Source organism: Xanthomonas sp. WHRI 10207, assembly GCF_040202975.1.
Taxonomy (GTDB): Bacteria; Pseudomonadota; Gammaproteobacteria; order Xanthomonadales; family Xanthomonadaceae; genus Xanthomonas.
In genome coordinates, this window is the sequence record NZ_JBEGDX010000002.1 from 801769 (window position 1) to 817125 (window position 15357).

The window sequence follows — 15357 nt, forward strand, 5'->3', positions numbered from 1 at the left end:
AGACGCGAACGGGCCGCCTATTGTGGCCGACCACGCCGTGCGGCGCAAAATTCGCCGGCATTGCCCGTCCGGTCGCCGCGCTTGCGCGCCGGCCGACAATGTGCGCACGCGCTGTGCCCAGGACCGCACCTGCCTATACTCGCGGCTTGTTACGGCGGGGAATCGGCTTGACCTCCATTGCATCGCTCATCGCCCGGGTGCAGTCCGCGCCGCAGCGCGAGCTGTACTTCTTTTCGTTGTACCGGGTGCTGGTGGCCGGGCTGATCGCCGCACTGGTGTTCAGTCCCTTGTCCGACGCCATTCCCGAGCCGCGCTACCCGCGTCTGGCTGCCGGAGTGGCGATCGGCTACCTGTGCATGGCCATCCCGCTGTTGTTCTGGGGCCGCAGCGAACGCCGGCTGACCGCCACCGTGTTGTGCGCGGTGGTGGCCGACATCCTCGCCGCCACCCTGGCCACCCACGCCCTGCCCGGCGCCAGCGCCGGCATCGCGATGATGCTGCTATTCAATGTCGCAGCCGCCTCGATTCTGCTGCGGCTGCGCTACGGCATGAGCGTGGCGGTGCTCGCCAGCATCGCCATCGTGCTCGAATATCTATGGACGCTGCTCGAAGGCGGTGCCACCCGCCCGCTGGCCGAGCTGGCGATGTTTGCCACCAGCTACGTGGCGGTGGCCTATATCTGCCAGCAGATCGCCGCGCGCGCGCGCAGCAACCAGGTGCTGGCCGAAGAACGCGGCGCGCAGGTCGCCAATCTTTACGAGATCAACGAGCTGATCATCCGGCGCATGCGCACCGGCGTACTGGTGGTCGACACGCATAACCGCATCACCCTGGCCAACGAAGCGGCACTGGCACTGCTTGGCGATGGCGACCAACGCAATGCGCCGGCGGATCTGTCGCTGGCCGCGCTCACCCCGGAACTGGCACGCAGGCTGCAGCGCTGGCGCAGCGGCTGGCGACAGGAAGAAGCGCCGCTGCAACTCGGTGCCGACCGTCCGGAAGTGCAGCCGCGCTTCGTGCGCCTGCTCGCCGACAGCGACCTGGTGCTGGTGTTTCTGGACGATGCCACGGTGGTCTCGCGCCGCGCCGAATCGCTGACCTTGTCGGCCATGGGGCGGTTTTCGGCCAGCCTGGCCCACGAGATCCGCAACCCGCTGGCCGCGATCAGCTACGCCTCGCAATTGCTGGAAGAATCCCCCGACATCGGCGATGCAGACCGCCGCTTGCTGCAGATCATCCATCAGCAATGCCAGCGCACCAACGGCATCGTCGAAAGCGTGCTCGGACTAGCCCGTCGCGAACGCGCCAGCCCGGAAAACCTGGATCTAGCCGCGTTCGTGCGCCGCTTCGTGGTCGAATACCGGCAGACCCTGTCGATGGAAACCGACATCCTGGAGGCCAGCATCCAGGGCAGCTCGGTACATGCCCTGGTCGACCCCAAGCACCTGTATCAAATTCTCACCGCCCTGGTCCATAACGCGCTCAAGTACGGCCGCGTCATGGACGAACCGGCTCGGGTAAAACTGCGCGTGGAGCGGCAGGAGCGCATGGCGGTGATCGATGTCGTCGATCGTGGCCCCGGCATCCCGGAGACGGTGGCCGCGCAACTGTTCCGCCCGTTCTACACCACCTCCGAACACGGCACCGGGCTCGGCCTGTACATCGCCCAGGAGCTGTGCCGCGCCAACCAGGCGCAACTGGACTATGTCCCGGTTCCCGGTGGTGGGGCGTGTTTCCGGATTGCCTTGCAGGGGCCCAATAACTTGCAGGGCAAGAGCAACTAACAGAAGGACTGCGCATCCACCGGGCGGGCGCGGCCGGTGCTCGAAGTCGGCATGAACACCAGTACGCCCCGTTTTCCTCCGCGCCTTCCGCGCCCCACCTGACGTGCTCGCTATGTTTTGTGAGCTGCTCTAAGTGAGTTTGCCGATTCGGGCGTTTCGCGATTGCGTGTGTGGGCAGCATTGGTTCGCCGCTGCTGTATTGCGCGTGGGCATGCGTCCGATGTGCGGCGACGTCCACGCTGTAGTTGGTCTATGGGCGATGCTTTCGAGAACAGCATGCCGATGATCAAACGCTTGAAAACGGCTGAAAAAGCAGCTGCCACTCGAACAAAGGGCCGCGTGTGAATCAGATCGCATGTGCCCGGGAAGCGCGCCGAGGCCTTGATGGCCGTCCGACACCTCTGGCCCGCGTCCCGCCCGATCCGTTGAGCCACCCTGCCGCGCCATCGTTGCAGGTAATTGTCGATTGTCATCACGCTGGGCTATCGTGCGCACCATGAGCGAACCCAAAAGTGCCCTGGTTGTCGATGACGAGCGTGATATCCGCGAGTTGCTTGTTCTCACCCTGGGCCGCATGGGCCTGCGCATCAGCACCGCCGCCAACCTGGCCGAGGCCCGCGAGCTGCTGGCCAGCAACCCCTACGACCTGTGCCTGACCGACATGCGGCTGCCCGACGGCAACGGCATCGAACTGGTCACCGAAATCGCAAAGCACTATCCGCAAACCCCGGTCGCCATGATCACCGCGTTCGGCAGCATGGATCTGGCGGTGGAGGCCTTGAAGGCCGGCGCCTTCGACTTCGTCAGCAAGCCGGTGGACATCAGTGTGCTGCGCGGTCTGGTCAAGCACGCGCTGGAACTGAACAACCGCGACCGCCCTGCACCGCCCCCGCCGCCGCCCGAACAGGCCAGCCGCCTGCTTGGCGATTCGACCGCGATGGAGAGCCTGCGCGCCACCATCGGCAAGGTCGCGCGCAGCCAGGCGCCGGTGTATATCGTCGGCGAATCCGGCGTGGGCAAGGAGCTGGTCGCACGCACCATCCACGAGCAAGGCGCACGCGCCGCCGGCCCGTTCGTGCCGGTGAACTGCGGCGCCATTCCCGCCGAACTGATGGAAAGCGAGTTCTTCGGCCACAAGAAGGGCAGCTTCACCGGCGCGCATGCCGACAAACCCGGCCTGTTCCAGGCCGCGCACGGCGGCACGCTATTCCTGGACGAAGTGGCCGAGCTGCCGCTGCAGATGCAGGTCAAGTTGCTGCGCGCGATCCAGGAAAAATCGGTGCGCCCGGTCGGCGCCTCCGGCGAAACGCTGGTGGACGTGCGCATCCTCTCGGCCACGCATAAGGACCTCGGCGATCTGGTCTCCGACGGCCGCTTCCGCCACGACCTCTACTACCGCATCAACGTGATCGAACTGCGTGTGCCGCCGCTGCGGGAGCGCAGCGGCGACCTGCCGCAACTGGCCGCGGCCATCATTGCGCGCCTGGCGCGCAGCCACGGCCGGCCAATTCCGCTGCTGACCCAATCGGCCCTGGACGCGCTGGACACGTACGGTTTTCCGGGCAACGTCCGCGAGCTGGAAAACATCCTCGAGCGCGCCCTGGCCTTGGCCGAAGACGACCAGATCAGTGCCACCGACCTGCGTCTACCCGCTCACGGCGGCCACCGTCTGGCCGCGACGCCGGGCAGCGCAGCGGTCGAACCGCGCGAAGCCGTGGTGGATATCGACCCCGCCTCCTCCGCGCTGCCCTCCTACATCGAGCAGCTCGAGCGCGCCGCGATCCAGAAGGCACTGGAAGAAAACCGCTGGAACAAAACCAAGACCGCCGCGCAGCTGGGCATCACGTTTCGTGCGCTGCGCTATAAGCTGAAGAAGTTAGGGATGGAGTAGCTGAAAGGCCGGGATTGGGGATTCGGCATTGGGGATTCGTAAAAGCGGGCAGCCGGCTTCGATCATGCTTGCCGGCGAGGTCGCGGTGACTGAAGCGTCGCAAGCCCCGCATTCGAGCCTGATCGCTGCTAGTGGTGGCTACGACAGAAAGCCTGGAATGTGTAGGCCCCATGCTGTTCCAGTTACCCAACCTGATTTTCGGTCCTTGGCCATAAGGTTGATCTCGGCCTGGGTCGTTACACAATGCGCGGGCTTCCTCACTGCCGGCAAGCACAAGCACCGGTAACAATCTAGGGCTCGCATCTAGCCTCCCATTGAGCGGTTAGCGGTAGCGGGTGGCGTGCAGCGCTTGGCGCTTCTGCGAATTCCTAATGCTGACTCCCGAATTCCCGCTCAATCAGCCCTTGGTCACCAGACTAAAATCAACCAAACTGGTCACATGACGCGAAGCCTTCAATGCCAGCTGACTCAGACAGAAGAAGCAGATCTGGGGCTATCCGCGAAGATCGGGGTTCTTGCGAATCCCCAATCCCAACTCCCGAATCCCCACTCACTCAGTCCTTCGTCACACGATTGATCTCGGCCAGGCTGGTCACGCCATGCGACGCCTTCATCAACGCCGACTGGCGCAGATCGCGGATGCCAACCCTCTGTGCGGCCTCGGCAATCTGCATCGCATTGCCGCCTTCCAGCACGATCGCGCCGATCTCGTCAGTCATCGGCATGACCTGATAGATACCGGTACGACCCTTGTACCCCTCGGTACACTCATCGCAGCCCACCGCCTCATACAGCTCGATGTTCGCGATCTGCTCGGGCGTGAAGCCTTCCGCCTGCAGCGCATGCTCCGGCAGCGTCGACTTACGCTTGCAGTTGTTGCACAGCCGCCGCGCCAAACGCTGCGCGATGACCAGCGTGACCGACGAGGTGATGTTGTACGGCGCAATGCCCATATTCATCAGACGCGCGATGGTCTGCGGCGCATCGTTGGTATGCAGCGTCGACAGCACCATATGGCCGGTCTGCGCCGCCTTGATCGCGATCTCGGCTGTCTCAAGGTCGCGGATTTCGCCGACCATGATGATGTCCGGATCCTGGCGCAGGAACGAGCGCAGCGCCGCCGCAAACGTCATGCCGCGCTTGACGTTCTGCTGTACCTGATTCACGCCGGGCAAGCGGATTTCGACCGGATCCTCGGCCGTGGAAATATTGCGTGTCTCGTCGTTGAGGATGCCTAGCGCCGTATACAACGACACCGTCTTGCCCGAACCGGTCGGCCCGGTCACCAGCACCATGCCGTAGGGCTTGTGGATCGCATCCAGGAACAGCTTCTGCTGGTCCGCCTCGTAGCCCAGCTTCTCGATTCCCAGCTTGGCTGCACTGGCGTCCAAAATACGCAGCACCACCTTCTCGCCGAACAGCGTCGGCAAGGTACTCACACGGAAGTCGATCTGCTTGGTCTTGGACAGGTTGAGCTTGATTCGCCCGTCCTGCGGCACCCGCTTTTCGGCGATATCCAGCTGCGACATCACCTTCAGGCGCGCCGCAATGCGCTGACTCAACTTCACCGGCGCCTTGGCCACGTTCTTCAGCAAGCCGTCGATGCGCAAACGCACCCGATAGTCGTCTTCATACGGCTCGAAATGGATGTCGGAGGCTCCCCGCCTGATCGCATCCACCAGCACCTTGTTGACGAACTTCACCACCGGCGTGTCGTCACCCTTGGCATCGACCCCGGAATCCCCGCCGGCGCCCATGTCCTCGTCCCCGGACGACACGTCCAGGTCACCGATGTCGTCATCGTCATTGCCGAGCGATGAACCTAGCGACGCATTGCTTGCCTGCCACTGCTCAAGCGTCCGGCGGATCTGGTCCTCATCGACAAGGATCGGCTCGACCACCAGATTGGTGTGAAACTTGATGTCGTCCAGCGCCCTGGTCTGGGTCGGGTTGCTCACCCCCACGAACAACCGGTTGCCGCGCTTGAACAGCGGCAGCACCTGGTACTTCTGGAGCAACTCCTCGCTGACCAGCTTGACCGCGTTCTGGTTGGCATCGAAAACAGACACGTCCATCAAGGGCATGCCAAACTCGACCGCATTTGCGGCCGCCAACTGCGAGGCAGAAACGAGCCTTTTTTCCGAGAACCATTGAGGCAATGGGACCTTTGCAAGAGCAGCCTGGTCCATCGCGCTTCGAGCAGCGCCCTCCTCCAGGGCGCCATCCTGCACCAGCCTACGAGCAATTCCGGTAATTCCTACAAGATTTGCAGTCAATGGGATGCTCATCGTTCACCTCAACATCAGTACAGCACTTATAAATCCAACCGCGGCGTGATCAAGCCCATCATCTGCAGGCTTGAGGCAAATACTTTGCCTGAAGTGTAGTGCCGGACCCATCACACCGCCACACTGTTGAGCCTGCGCCAGACCAGTCAGGTATCAGCTGCAACTGTGAGCTGCGAATGGATTGGCTGGCGCTCTGATTAGCAAACGCCACTGTTATGACACCACCAGCACCGACAGTGACGGACGACACATATTTGCCCTTGATGGTGTCAGCATTCCCTAACCCAGCCTGAGAGTTCGACGTCGGCGAAACGCTTTGAGCCCAGTGAAACTCCTCCACCGCCACCTTGGCACCTGAGGCGAGACTTAAACCTTCCGCCACCTGGGCTCTTATTAGATAATCCTGATATGCGGGCAATGCAATTGCAGCAAGAATGGCGATGATGGCGACCACAATCATCAATTCAATCAAAGTGAATCCGCGAACCCTCACTTTGCCCCCTTTGAGCTTTACACTCAAGCAGAAGTAAAAAAGCCCCGGACGAGCCGGGGCCTTTCAAAACAACCCGATGTTACGGGGCCGCAGTGCGGCAAGAAGTAGGCAGGTACTTCTGATCAATCGTGGTACCGGCGGTGCAGCCCCAGCTGATCGAACCGTTGTTGTCAGTCGGGGTTAGGACAAGATTCTTGCCACTCAGCTTTGCATTCGTAGCGTTGAACGCTGCAGTGATGATCCCACCCGCTCCCACCGTCACAGACGTCACGTACTTTCCCTTGATGTTCGCGGCTGCTTCAAGACCAGCGGCAGCATTGTTGGCCGGGAATGCGCCAGTGTTAGCGAAAGTTTCAGCCACAGCGGTCTTCGCGCCTGAAGCAAGCGAAAGTCCTTCCGACACCTGCGAGCGAGCCAAGTAATCCTGGTAAGCCGGCAAAGCAATAGCTGCCAGGATCGCGATGATCGCTACGACGATCATGAGTTCGATCAAAGTGAAACCATTTTGCTTCTTCATTGTAATACGTCCCCTAGAGAGTTGAATGATTCATTTTTGAGTGATAGCTGACTAACGTCACATCTTTTGGCCACACGCGCATCAAAGGCAAGCACAATTCATGCCAACTTGCTCTACCGAAGCACGCCCCGAAGCAATGGTTGCAGACAAAGCCATTCCAGGAAAGCGCCTTATTTGACAAATGCGAGTCCGTGACAGAAGTGACGCTGCGGGTCAGATTTTGCCCTTGCCAAGGTCCCAAACAGACCACCGCGCAGCATGCCGAGACAGAGCAAACAAGCTACTATTGCAAAGTGCCGGCCTGGGGATGGCCGTGGGGAAGGCTTATGTCAGTCGCTCGTAGCAACATCAAGAAACAGCCCATTGACCGAAACGTAAACGAGATGGTGCCTTTTGTCTGGGAAGGTACAGACAAACGTGGCATCAAGATGAAGGGGGAGCAGACTGCGCGCAACGCAAACATGTTGCGCGCAGAGCTGAGGCGGCAAGGAATCACGCCGATAGTTGTGAAGACAAAACCTAAGCCGCTTTTTGGCGCAGCTGGCAAAAAGATATCGTCCAAAGATATCGCGTTTTTTAGCCGCCAAATGGCAACAATGATGAAGTCCGGTGTGCCTATCGTCGGCTCGCTAGAGATCATCGGCGAAGGACACAAGAATCCTCGCATGAAAAAAATGGTTGGCCAGGTCCGAAGCGATATCGAAGGCGGATCATCACTTTATGAAGCGATCTCGAGACACCCTGTTCAATTCGATGATCTTTATCGAAACTTGGTGCGCGCTGGCGAAGGAGCAGGCGTCCTTGAAACAGTTCTAGACACTGTTGCAAACTACAAGGAAAACATTGAAGCACTTAAAGGAAAGATAAAAAAAGCCTTATTCTATCCTGCAATGGTGATGGCAGTAGCAATTATTGTTAGCGGCATACTGCTTGTCTTTGTCGTACCTCAGTTCGAAGACGTATTCAAAGGATTTGGAGCAGAACTACCAGCATTTACTCAGATGATCGTTGCAGCTTCACGCTTCATGGTTTCTTATTGGTGGCTTATGCTACTCGTTAGCGCCGCAGCGATTGCAGGATTCATCTTCTCATACAAACGCTCTCCGCGCATGCGACATGGAATGGACAGGCTAGTTTTAAAGGTGCCGATTATTGGGCAGATTATGCATAACAGCTCAATCGCACGCTTTGCTAGAACAACCGCAGTTACGTTCAAGGCAGGCGTCCCGTTAGTTGAAGCGCTAAGCATTGTCGCTGGCGCAACTGGCAATAAAGTTTATGAAGAAGCAGTATTACGCATGCGCGACGATGTTTCTGTGGGATACCCTGTAAACATGGCAATGAAACAAGTCAATCTTTTTCCACACATGGTGGTTCAGATGACGTCTATTGGCGAAGAAGCCGGCGCACTTGATGCTATGCTATTTAAAGTAGCAGAGTATTTTGAGCAGGAAGTAAACAATGCCGTGGACGCATTGAGCAGCCTACTTGAGCCATTAATCATGGTGTTCATCGGCACCATAGTTGGCGGCATGGTGATCGGCATGTATCTTCCAATTTTCAAGCTTGGCTCGGTGGTATAAAGAAGCATGGCATTTCTCGACCAGCATCCCGGTCTCGGCTTTCCTGCCGCGGCCGGACTGGGACTGCTGATCGGCAGTTTCCTGAACGTGGTGATCCTGCGCTTGCCCAAGCGCATGGAGTGGCAGTGGCGGCGCGATGCGCGCGAAATCCTCGAACTACCGGAGCTATACGAGCCGCCACCGCCGGGGATCGTGGTGGAGCCGTCCCATGATCCGGTCACCGGCGACAAGCTCAAGTGGTGGGAAAACATCCCGCTCGTCAGCTGGTTGATGCTGCGCGGTAAGTCGCGTTACAGCGGCAAGCCGATTTCCATTCAGTACCCGCTGGTCGAGTTGCTCACCTCCATCCTGTGCGTAGCCAGCGTCTGGCGCTTCGGCTTCGGCTGGCAGGGCTTCGGCGCGATCGTGCTGAGCTGCTTTTTGGTGGCGATGTCCGGCATCGACATGCGCCACAAGCTGCTGCCGGACCAGCTGACCCTGCCGTTGATGTGGCTGGGGTTGGTCGGCTCGATGGATAACCTCTATATGCCGGCCAAGCCCGCCCTGCTGGGTGCGGCGGTCGGTTATGTGTCGCTGTGGACCGTGTGGTGGCTGTTCAAGCAGCTCACTGGCAAGGAAGGCATGGGCCACGGGGATTTCAAGCTGCTCGCTGCGCTCGGCGCCTGGTGCGGGTTGAAAGGCATCCTGCCGATCATCCTGATCTCTTCGCTGGTCGGCGCCATCCTCGGCTCGATCTGGCTGGCGGCCAAGGGTCGCGACCGCGCCACGCCGATCCCGTTCGGCCCCTACCTGGCCATCGCCGGCTGGGTGGTGTTCTTCTGGGGCAATGATCTAGTGGATGGCTACCTGCACTTCGCAGGCCTGCGTTGACCGGAGCACGACGATGAGCGACTTCATCGTCGGCCTCACCGGTGGCATTGCCTCTGGTAAAAGCGCGCTGGCCGCCGAGTTCGAGAAGCTGGCTGTGCCGGTCATTGATGCCGATGTCGTAGCGCGGCAAGTGGTGGCGCCCGGATCGATACTCGACGCTATCTCAAATCGCTTCGGTCGAGGCATCCTGCTTCCGGAGGGAACGCTAGATCGCCAGGCCTTGCGCCGAATTGTCTTCGCCGATCCAATCCAACGGAGAGCGCTAGAAGACATCACCCATCCCGCTATTCGCGCAGAATTGAAGCGCGCGGCCAAGACCGCTGAAGGTGCTTATGCCATCGTCGCCATCCCCTTGCTTACCGAAGCAGGCGGCCGTGCTACATACCCTTGGCTGGATCGTATCCTTGTCATCGATGCACCGGTCGCGCTGCAGCATACTCGCCTGGTGAAGCGCGACAGAGCTACATTTGAACTAGCAGAACGGATGATTACCTCGCAAGTATCACGCGAAGAACGACTTGCAATTGCCGACGACATTGTGAAAAACGACGGCAAGCTAGAGCAACTAAGACAAGAGGCGATTGCCCTGGATTGGGCCTACCGCGAACAGGCAGTTACAAAGAGGACGGAAGGCAAGACCGCTGGCGTATAAGATCATCCATAGCTTTAGCTTTACCGGCATAAAACTGCGCATTAAATATCCAATTATCCTGCCAAATATTCCTAATCAACGCATAGAAGACGAATGATTGGATTTCACTCGAAATTCTTGCTTCTGGCATAAGTGCGCTCCGAATCGCTCATGAAACAATGCAATGGAGATCAATAAGATGAAGGATCAATCTCAGAAATTAGCGACAGCTCCTGCTGGCACAATATGGAGTTGGTTAATGAGGATCACCTCGCTGCTAAAATTTTTTCACACACCAATTATACTGCTCAAATTGATTTTCACCCCCCCTATAGGGAATTCGAATCGAAAGTTTAAGCGCATCTCGCTTTTTGCATTTTTAGCGATTGCAACCAATGCAAACGCAGCCTCGCCGCAATCCTGGACCACTAATGTAGTCCCGGGCGTTTTTCCCAGTGAAAATTCAGCGCTAGCTGCAGTGCGCTCCAAAGGTGATGAGTATTCCTATGCAGAAGAGCTACAGTACCTCCAACAAGAATTTGAAACCACACGGTATGTTTATCGGGCCAGGCCTCGACAGCTAGAAACGGGGACTTGGCTATATACCGGAAATGGCGTTGCAGAACCTGGAGTAGCTTCTGAGGATTTGGCCAACTCCACCACTCTGGCGACTTACAACTCGCAATATCCAAGCTGTCATTTCAAAAATTTTATTCCTACCGAAGGCTGGCAGGACCAAGGTGGCTTAGGCGGGGTTCCCTCAACTCAGTCGCGAATATTCCACATGATTGCTAGTGACACGAGCAGTTGCTCTGAACTATGGACGGTGCAACAGTGGAGACGCAGGCCTGTGCAGTGCGCTAAGCACCTTGCTTGGGACGGGTCAAAATGCATACGAGACAATATCGCAACCTTGTATTCAAGACCTTTTTCCTGCTCCCCCTGTGATCTGCGAGACAATCCGATTAGCTTGACCACGGGCAACAAATTTCAGAAAGAAGTCGACCTTAATGTCTCATGGACTGATTTCTATAGAACTTACAATTCTTCTTTCAAAACCTTGGGGGGATTTGGAGGGCAGCACTGGACGCACAACTTCAACGTTCGCTTTGCTCAAGGCAACGGCGCCAATACTATCACCTATCCGAACGGCTCCCTGGTTGTATTTCAGAGTGGAGAGGCAATTGACGGCTCCGGCGACAAACTTACTTACGCCAATGGCGAATATAAACTTGAGACAGGGGATGCGCGGTATCAATTTAATAGTTATGGGCAAGCCTATTTAATTGAGCGCTCGACTGGCGACAGCATATCAATCTCTTTTGACAGCCAACGAAGAATACTTCGCGCCACCCACTCATCAGGCCGCTATGTATACTTTACCTATAACCCACCCACCGGCGATGACAACTCAGAGATCGCTACAGTTGGAGATTCGGGCGGAAATACAGCCACCTATTCTTACGATACAGCAGGACGGCTAATTAACACCACTTACTCTGATGGCATGTCTAAAAATTACCACTATGAGACAGCCCACTTCCCTGATGGACTGACAGGAATTCGAGATGAATCAGGTTTAATTTACGCAAATTATGATTATAACACCGATGGCCTGGCGACTCTTTCAGAACACGCAGGCGGCGTTAGAAGTGGAAAATTCGAGTATTTGACTGATGATCTAATCAGACACACGGATGCCAACGGTGCAATTGAAGAAATCAAGCTATCCGCGCCCGAGCCTTATAGAAAAATATTAACCATTTCTTCGGCACAAGGCCTAATCTCAACCAAGTATAACGAATATTCCGCCGACTTCCGAAGGAGAATTTCGTCGCGAACAGAAAAATCAGGAAATATCGAATCCTTCTCTTACCAAGAGCGCAACGACGTTGCCTTTGGAAGTGTAGTGGTGAGCCAGCACACACAAGCCAGTGGGACTTCCCAGCAACGCACAACAGAAATTTGGCGAAATAGAGACACTAACAGAATAGTTAAGCAAATTTCGGGGAATGTCTCGATCAACTACTTATTCAATCCACGCGGCCAAGTATTGAGTACTACGACAGAAGATCGAGTTTCTGGGACGGCCAGGAGTTCGAAATCTATCTATTGCGAGCAGGCAGATGTTGAGGCAATGACATGCCCACGCGTAGGACTAGTGATGAGTACGAACGGCCCACTCTCAGGAGACCAAGATACAATTATTTTTTCGTATTTTACTGCTGACAGTGCGGGATGTAATGCGCAATCTGCTACCTGTAGGTATCGTCGCGGCGACCTGCAAAAGATCACAGATGCCCTAGGCCAGACCACCGAGTACCTCGCCTACGACGGCGCAGGCCGCCCGCTGTCCATCAGGGATGCCAATGGCATCGTCACCGACTACAGCTACCACCCGCGCGGTTGGCTGACCGCCACCAAGCTGCGCGGAAGCGACGCCTCCAGCGAGGCCGATGACCGCATCACCCGCATCGACTACTGGCCCATCGGCTTGGTCAAGCAGGTCACCCAGCCCGATGGTGCGTTCACTGCCTTTACCTACGATGCGGCGCATCGGCTGACCGACATTACCGACAACGCGGGCAACACCGTGCATTACACGCTGGACAATGCCGGCAATCGCATCAAGGAAGACACCAAAGATGCGGCAGGCACGTTGAAGCGCACGCTCTCGCGCGTCTACAACCAGCTTGGCCAGCTCAAAACGCAGGCCACCGCGGCCAGCGACCCCACCGACTTCGAGTACGACGCCAACGGTAACGCCACCAAGGTCACCGATGCGCTGGCAACCGCCACGCAGAGCGAGTACGACCCGCTCAACCGGCTGTCGCGCACCCTGCAGGATGTGGCCGGCATCAAGGCCGACACCACATTCGACTACGACGCGCTCGACAACCTCACCAAGGTCACCGACCCCAAGGGCCTGGACACCAAGTACGAGTACAACGGCTTCGGCGATCTGGTGAAACTCACCAGCCCGGACACCGGCGTCACCAGCTACAGCTACGACAGCGCCGGCAACCGCGCCACCCAGACCGACGCGCGCGGCACCACCACCGCTTACAGCTACGACGCGCTCAATCGCCTGACCAAGGTCACTTACCCCACCACCAGCCTCAATGTCGCCTATACCTTTGACGTGACGCAGGCAGCCTGCACCAGTGGGGAGACCTTCTCCATCGGTCGCCTCACCAAAATGCAGGACGGTGGCGCCATCACCCAGTACTGCTACAACCGCTTCGGCGATCTGGTGCGCAAGGTGCAGACCAGCAACGGCAAGGCGCTGGTGGTGCGCTACGACTACACCGTCGGCGGCCAGCTGCGGCGCATGACCTACCCGGATGGCGCAGTGGTCGATTACGTGCGCAACGCGCAAGGCCAGACCACGGAAGTGGGCGTCACCCCGGCTGGTGGCAGCCGCCAAGTGGTGCTGGGCAACGCCAGCTATTACCCGTTCGGCCCGGCTGCTGGCTGGACCTATGGCAACGGCCGCACCCTCGCCCGCCAGTACGACCTGGACTACCGCCCGCAGGCGATCCAGGACACTCGCCCCGGCGGGCTGGAAGTGGGCTTCGGCTTCGACCCGGCTGGCAACCTCACCGCGCTGACGCCCGCGGGCAATCCCACGCCGGAGATCGGCCTGGGCTACGACGCCCTGGGCCGCCTGACCGGCCTGAAGGACGGTAGCACCGGCACCCTGATCGATGGCTACAGCTACGACGCTACCGGCAACCGTCTCAGCGCAAAGGTCGGCGCGGCTACGCAGATCTATAGCTATCCGACAGACAGCCATCGCCTCAGCGCCGTCGCTGGTGTGGCCCGCAGTTACGATGCCACCGGCAACACCACCGCCATCGGCGGCACCGCGCGCCAATACACCTACGACACCACCGGCCGCATGACCCAGGCCCGCCGCGCTGGCGCGGTGACCATGAACTACCGCTACAACGGCCGTGGCGAGCAGGTGCGCCGCTTCCTGGGCACCACCAACACCTACACGCTCTACGACGAAGCCGGCCGCTGGCTAGGCGACTACGACAGCAACGGCGCGCCCAAGCAGCAGGCGATCTGGCTGGACGACCTACCGGTCGGCCTGCTCGCCAACGCGAACAAACTGCACTACATCGAACCCGATCACCTGGGCAGCCCGCGCGTGGTCATCGACCCCACCCGCGACGTGGCGGTGTGGACGTGGAGCTTGAAGGGTGAAGCCTTCGGCAACACCGCGCCGAATCAGGATCCTGATGGCGATGGTGCGGCGCTGGTGTTGGATATGCGCTTCCCGGGGCAGCGATTCGATGCGGCGAGTGGGTTGAATCAGAACTACTTCCGGGATTATGAGGCAGCGACTGGGCGGTATGGGCAGAGTGATCCGATTGGATTAGGCGGTGGAGTTTCAACATATAACTATGTTTATGGGTCCCCTTTAAACTCGACAGATCCGCTGGGATTGCAAACCACAGTTGATACTTGGTGCAGGCAGCACCCAGTAGAGTGTGCAGCCATTTTCGCCATGGGCGCCATCACCGTAACTCCCAAAACCGGGACTATCGCCTCTCCTAAAACAGATACACAAGATAAATGTAAAACCTGCTCCGATATGTACCCCGAATATGACGAATGCTCAGAAATGTCAAGATACTATCCGTACTCGTCATCCGCCCATTCCCTCCTTGACTTTCCAAGAGGCAGCAGAGCCAGGACCGCTACACCTGCTATGGGCGGGATATGCTCCGTGAAGGGAGTGCACCAGACAGTATTCCTTAATGGCGCTTACATGGGATCCATATTCTCTTGCCAGTGCTGCACAAACACCGGCGGCGGCCCAGTAATCAGTGAAATATGGGGAAATAATCGTGGACGCTAAAAATTTATTCAACGAAATCGAAAAAATTACAACCAAACTATTGCCAAGTGTAAAACTATTTAGAATTAGAAAGGCCAATGGCATTTTACAACTTGGATTTAGTAACCCCAGTGATTTTTCAGCTGCCGTCGTGGCTGCAAGCGGAACAAACATTAAAGCAGGAGTTACCGGAACTTTCTTAAGAGGCGCTACCTTTCCTTCAATCGACGCTTGCGTACTAGAACTAAATTTAGATCATGAATGTAAAGACACTAGGTTAATATTTTTTTTACACGAACTAGTCCAAATTAACTTCGAGAAAAATTTAATTACACCCGCTCAACTAGAGGAATATAAAGAAATAATAAATTTTTTTGAACCCGTATTAGATACCAAGTCCAAAGATTCTTTTGATCAATGACAGCGCTAACACGGCCACCAACGCTACAAA

The 15357-nt window shown here is 57.6% G+C and carries 10 protein-coding genes; 7 read left to right on the plus strand and 3 right to left on the minus strand.

Features of this window, described 5'->3' with window-relative positions:
• Positions 1-167 precede the first annotated feature (167 nt).
• Together ABQU90_RS09055 and ABQU90_RS09060 are read left to right on the plus strand one after the other, a co-directional pair.
• Positions 168-1784, plus strand: coding sequence for a sensor histidine kinase (locus tag ABQU90_RS09055; RefSeq protein ID WP_055848891.1), 1617 nt, complete (start codon positions 168-170; stop codon positions 1782-1784).
• Positions 1785-2280: 496 nt separating this feature from the next.
• On the plus strand, positions 2281-3675 hold the full coding sequence (locus ABQU90_RS09060; protein WP_055848888.1) for a sigma-54-dependent transcriptional regulator: 1395 nt from the start codon (positions 2281-2283) through the stop codon (positions 3673-3675).
• 554 nt (positions 3676-4229) lie between these two features.
• On the opposite strand, the gene pilB is transcribed toward ABQU90_RS09060, so the two are convergent.
• The 3 genes from pilB to ABQU90_RS09075 form a co-directional block, all read right to left on the minus strand.
• A complete protein-coding gene (gene pilB / locus ABQU90_RS09065) occupies positions 4230-5963 on the minus strand; it encodes a type IV-A pilus assembly ATPase PilB (RefSeq protein ID WP_323522341.1) in 1734 nt (577 codons plus the stop codon).
• Between the two features lie 58 nt (positions 5964-6021).
• Positions 6022-6423 (minus strand): pilin, encoded by a 402-nt coding sequence (locus tag ABQU90_RS09070; protein ID WP_407078773.1) that lies wholly within the window; start codon positions 6421-6423, stop codon positions 6022-6024.
• 112 nt (positions 6424-6535) lie between these two features.
• Entirely contained in the window at positions 6536-6973 is a 438-nt protein-coding gene (locus ABQU90_RS09075; protein WP_323514585.1) for a pilin, read from the minus strand.
• A 326-nt stretch (positions 6974-7299) separates the two neighbouring features.
• Between ABQU90_RS09075 and ABQU90_RS09080 the strand changes: the two genes are divergently transcribed.
• The 5 genes from ABQU90_RS09080 to ABQU90_RS09100 all read left to right on the plus strand — a co-directional run bounded on the left by ABQU90_RS09080 (position 7300) and on the right by ABQU90_RS09100 (position 15327).
• Positions 7300-8556, plus strand: coding sequence for a type II secretion system F family protein (locus tag ABQU90_RS09080; protein WP_407078774.1), 1257 nt, complete (start codon positions 7300-7302; stop codon positions 8554-8556).
• Positions 8557-8562: 6 nt separating this feature from the next.
• Positions 8563-9426: a prepilin peptidase gene (locus ABQU90_RS09085; protein ID WP_323522340.1), complete on the plus strand. Its 864-nt coding sequence runs from the start codon at positions 8563-8565 to the stop codon at positions 9424-9426.
• 13 nt (positions 9427-9439) lie between these two features.
• Entirely contained in the window at positions 9440-10078 is a 639-nt protein-coding gene (gene coaE, locus ABQU90_RS09090; protein ID WP_323522339.1) for a dephospho-CoA kinase, read from the plus strand.
• 163 nt (positions 10079-10241) lie between these two features.
• A complete protein-coding gene (locus tag ABQU90_RS09095) occupies positions 10242-14927 on the plus strand; it encodes an RHS repeat-associated core domain-containing protein (RefSeq protein ID WP_323522338.1) in 4686 nt (1561 codons plus the stop codon).
• Positions 14917-15327, plus strand: a complete 411-nt coding sequence (locus ABQU90_RS09100) for a hypothetical protein (protein WP_153066776.1) — start codon at positions 14917-14919, stop codon at positions 15325-15327. The genes ABQU90_RS09095 and ABQU90_RS09100 overlap by 11 nt, the downstream gene beginning before the upstream one ends.
• The last annotated feature ends 30 nt before the right edge of the window (positions 15328-15357 follow it).